The organism is Salinivibrio sp. SS3, from assembly GCF_001722105.1.
Lineage (GTDB): Bacteria > Pseudomonadota > Gammaproteobacteria > Enterobacterales > Vibrionaceae > Salinivibrio > Salinivibrio kushneri.
The window spans coordinates 1-4,147 of sequence record NZ_MEBQ01000034.1 but is presented as its reverse complement, the minus strand read 5'-3'; the positions used below and the strand labels follow the sequence as shown (position 1 = coordinate 4,147).

The window sequence follows — 4,147 nt, the reverse complement described above, 5'->3', positions numbered from 1 at the left end:
CAAGATAAGTAGGTACTGCGAGTATGTGGCTGCGTCGAAGTGTTTCGGATAGTTGTGTTATTATTTGGGAGGGAGATCCTAGGGCCTAGGATCCTAGGTCCTAGGTCCTAGGGAAGATGATGGGGAATACGGAATACGGAATACGGAATACGGAATACGGAATACGGAATACGGAATACGGAATACGGAATACGGAATACGGAAAAGCGTATCGTGCCTGGCTCTGTCGATAAAGGTCCTAGGTTCTAGGAACTGCTTTCTGCTCTTCTCCGTATTCTGTAAGCGCAGCGCTCTGTATTCAAGATTTCTAATACGGATTACGGATTACGGATTACGGATTACGGATTACGGATTACGGATTACGGATTACGGAAAAGCGTATCGTGCCTGGCTCTGTCGATAAAGTTCCTAGGTCCTAGGTCCTAGGTCCTAGGACCTGCTCCCTGCTCTTCTGCGGATTCCCATTCACGAATACAGATGACTAAAACTAAAAGAGAAGGCCCAGGTTACGCAGTTCAGCGAGGCTTTTCCCTACTTTATCTTTCTCTGATAGGAGAGGATCGGCTTTCAACGGCCACTGAATACCGAGCTCGGAGTCATCCCACTGTAAGGTCACTTCACCAGTTGGGTTGTAAAAATCCGTGCACTTATAGACAAACTCGGCTTCTTCACTCGTTACATAAAACCCATGCGCAAAGCCTTCTGGGATCCACAGTTGGCGTTTATTCTCAGCGGATAAGTAAATGCCTTCCCACTGTCCAAAGGTCGGAGAGCCTTGGCGCAGATCAACCGCCACGTCAAACACCTCACCACTGACCACGCGAACAAGCTTTCCCTGTGTATTCTGGGTTTGATAATGCAACCCACGCAATATTCCCTGCGCCGACTTAGAATGATTGTCTTGCACAAACGACGTAGACTTACCTGCAACCTGTTCATCAAAACGTTGCTGATGCCAAGTTTCCATAAAGAAGCCCCGCTCATCGCCAAAGACTGACGGCTCGATAATTTTGATGTCGGGGATGGTCGTTTCAATTACTTGCATTCGGTTAATCCTGGTAACAAATAAGGTTGCTAAGTGCGCGTTGCCAATCACTCGCTGGAATAGAAAAATGCGCCATGATTTTGCTGGTATTTAAGCGCGAATTCTCGGGGCGTTTGGCAGGCGTTGGGTACTCAGCCGTTGAAATAGGTGTCACAATGGGTGTTGCTTTTAACACACCTTGCTCATAAGCACGGGTAAAAATCGTCGACGCAAACTCACACCAACTCACATGCGGCTCACCAGCAAAATGATAGACGCCATAGGCTACGTCATTTCCTGCGTCAATACACTGGGCGATATGGATCAACGCCTTGGCGATATCGCCCGCATACGTCGGCCCGCCTACCTGATCATCAACAATGCTTAAGCTATCTCGCTGAGACGCTAGGCGAAGCATGGTTTTAACAAAGTTACCGCCATGCTCACCAAACACCCATGCCGTGCGGATAATAATGTGCTTTGAACACGCAGTTTGTATCGCCTGCTCACCAGCCAGTTTACTCGCTCCATACACACTTTGTGGCTCAGGGCAGTCTTGTTCGTGATAGGCGTCTTCTTTATCGCCCGCAAAGACATAATCGGTTGAAATATGTAACAGCGCCGCGCCTTGCTGTTCAGCCGCTTCTGCTAGGTGTTGTGCGCCTTTTTGGTTGACAGCGTAGGCTCGGTCACGATCGCTTTCTGCTTTATCAACTGCTGTGTACGCCGCGGCATTGATAATCACCGCCGGCTTAAATTCACTGACCTTATTCATCACCGCGGAACGATCGGTAATATCTAATTGATGCCTGTCGCAAGCCAACATAGTGACTTGCTCATTATCCATCAATTGCTCGACCAGACAGTGACCAACTTGCCCTTGACTACCGGTTATTAGAACGCGCATCAGACTGCCCTTTTGCTGTTGACTCACTGACCAATTTTGCTAAATATTGGCCGTAATCGTTTTTCATCATCGGCTCGGCCAACGCCAGTAATTGCTCGTCACTTAGCCAGCCCTGTCGCCACGCAATCTCTTCTAAACAGGCGACTTTTAGCCCTTGCACATTTTCAATGGTTTGCACAAACGACGATGCCTCGTGCAAACTTTCATGGGTACCGGTGTCCAGCCAAGCAAAACCACGGCCCAATAGCTCGACATTAAGCGCGTCATCATGTAAGTACATTTCATTAATCGCTGTAATCTCAAGCTCACCACGGGCTGACGGTTTGACTCGCTTTGCCATCTCAACCACACGGTTATCATAAAAATACAACCCTGTGACCGCGAACTGGGATTTTGGCGCTGACGGTTTTTCTTCAATCGATATGGCCTTCATTGTCTCGTCAAACTCAACCACACCAAAACGCTCAGGATCTTTGACTTGATAACCAAAAACGGTCGCGCCAGATTCTCGCGCTGCAGCACGTTTAAGTGTATTTGAAAAAGACTGACCGTAAAAAATGTTATCGCCCAGCACTAAGCAGACATTATCATCGCCGATAAAGTCTTCACCAATGATAAACGCCTGAGCCAATCCGTCCGGGCTTGGCTGAACAGCATACTCCAGATGGATACCAAAATCAGACCCATCCCCCAAAAGACGCTTAAACGCGGCGTTATCTTCAGGCGTAGTAATGATCAAAATGTCGCGAATGCCTGCCAACATCAAGGTTGACAGCGGATAAAACACCATCGGCTTGTCATAAATCGGCAACAGCTGTTTGGAGACGCCGCGCGTGAGTGGATACAAACGCGATCCTGACCCGCCAGCAAGGATAATTCCTTTCATAAAAAACAGTCCTAGATCCAAGCTCCCAGACCCAAACGCCCGCGAGCAAAAAGCAAAGATTTGAAAAAGTGTGGAAGCTAGTTCGCGCCTAGCCGCTCGCGTGTGTAAGAGCCATCAAGGACTCTCTGCCACCATTCACGGTTGGTCAGATACCATTCCACCGTTTTGCGGATCCCGGATTCAAAGGTTTCTTGTGGCGTCCAACCAAGCTCGCGTTCAATTTTGCCAGCATCAATCGCATAGCGAACATCGTGGCCAGGGCGATCTTGAACATATGTAATCAGCGATGCATGTTGTGTCCCTTCCAGATAGCCCCGTTTATGCATGGGAACAAGCTCATCCATAATGGCACAAATCGTTTTCACGACCTCGATGTTCTGCTTCTCATTGTGGCCGCCGATATTATAGGTTTCGCCTACTGCGCCTTTCGTCACCACTTGATACAGCGCACGAGCATGATCATCGACAAACAGCCAATCACGCACCTGTAAGCCATTACCGTAAACAGGTAACGGTTTACCTTCCAAGGCATTAAGAATCATAAGCGGGATCAGTTTTTCTGGAAAATGATAAGGGCCATAGTTGTTGGAGCAGTTCGTCACAATCGTTGGCAAGCCGTAAGTGCGTTGCCAAGCACGTACTAAATGGTCACTCGATGCTTTCGACGCTGAATAAGGACTTGATGGCGCATAAGGGGTAGTCTCAGTGAACAGCTCATCGGTGCCGTGCAAATCGCCATACACTTCATCGGTGGAGATATGATGAAAGCGAAATGCCGCTTGACGTTTATCATCGAGCCCATTCCAATATTGGCGGCACACCTCGAGCAAGGTATAGGTACCGATAATATTGGTCTCCACAAATGCTGCCGGCCCATCAATGGAACGATCAACATGTGACTCAGCCGCTAAATGCATTACCGCGTCCGGCTGATGGGTTGTAAATACTCGTTCAAGCGCCTCCCGATCGCAAATATCAACCTGCTCAAACGCATACCTCGGGTTATCTTCCCATCCGGTGAGGGATTCCAAATTACCGGCGTAGGTTAGCTTATCAACATTGACGATCGAGTCTGTCGTGTGGTCGATAATATGCCGAATTACCGCCGAGCCAATAAACCCGGCGCCCCCCGTTACCAAAATCTTCATGATTGTCCTTTGTTTTTGCAGTCGTGCTAGCAAGCCGCACCACCCAAATTGTTTCGGAATTATCTTACAAAGTATTAGGTTAGAGCAAGGAGCAGGACAAGATCCCAGAAGTTTGAAAACAGATGAAGGGGGACGGATTACGGAAGCCTATCGTACTGCAGATAAAGTTCCTAGGACCTAGG

Annotated in this window: 4 protein-coding genes; all 4 read right to left on the bottom strand. The window is 48.4% G+C overall.

Features of this window, described 5'->3' with window-relative positions; all coding sequences use genetic code 11:
* Nucleotides 1-487: 487 nt before the first annotated feature.
* The 4 genes from rfbC to rfbB all read right to left on the bottom strand — a co-directional run bounded on the left by rfbC (nucleotide 488) and on the right by rfbB (nucleotide 3,965).
* The gene (gene rfbC, locus BGL48_RS11365) at nucleotides 488-1,045 is read right to left on the bottom strand and encodes a dTDP-4-dehydrorhamnose 3,5-epimerase (RefSeq protein ID WP_069362750.1); all 558 of its coding nucleotides are present in this window, start codon (nucleotides 1,043-1,045) and stop codon (nucleotides 488-490) included.
* A gap of 4 nt (nucleotides 1,046-1,049) precedes the next feature.
* Complete coding sequence (gene rfbD, locus BGL48_RS11360; RefSeq protein WP_069362749.1) at nucleotides 1,050-1,931, bottom strand: dTDP-4-dehydrorhamnose reductase; 882 nt, start codon at nucleotides 1,929-1,931, stop codon at nucleotides 1,050-1,052.
* The gene (gene rfbA, locus BGL48_RS11355) at nucleotides 1,909-2,817 is read right to left on the bottom strand and encodes a glucose-1-phosphate thymidylyltransferase RfbA (RefSeq protein WP_069362748.1); all 909 of its coding nucleotides are present in this window, start codon (nucleotides 2,815-2,817) and stop codon (nucleotides 1,909-1,911) included. Before rfbA ends, rfbD begins: the two co-directional genes overlap by 23 nt.
* A gap of 77 nt (nucleotides 2,818-2,894) precedes the next feature.
* On the bottom strand, nucleotides 2,895-3,965 hold the full coding sequence (gene rfbB / locus BGL48_RS11350; RefSeq protein WP_069362747.1) for a dTDP-glucose 4,6-dehydratase: 1,071 nt from the start codon (nucleotides 3,963-3,965) through the stop codon (nucleotides 2,895-2,897).
* Between the last annotated feature and the right edge of the window lie 182 nt (nucleotides 3,966-4,147).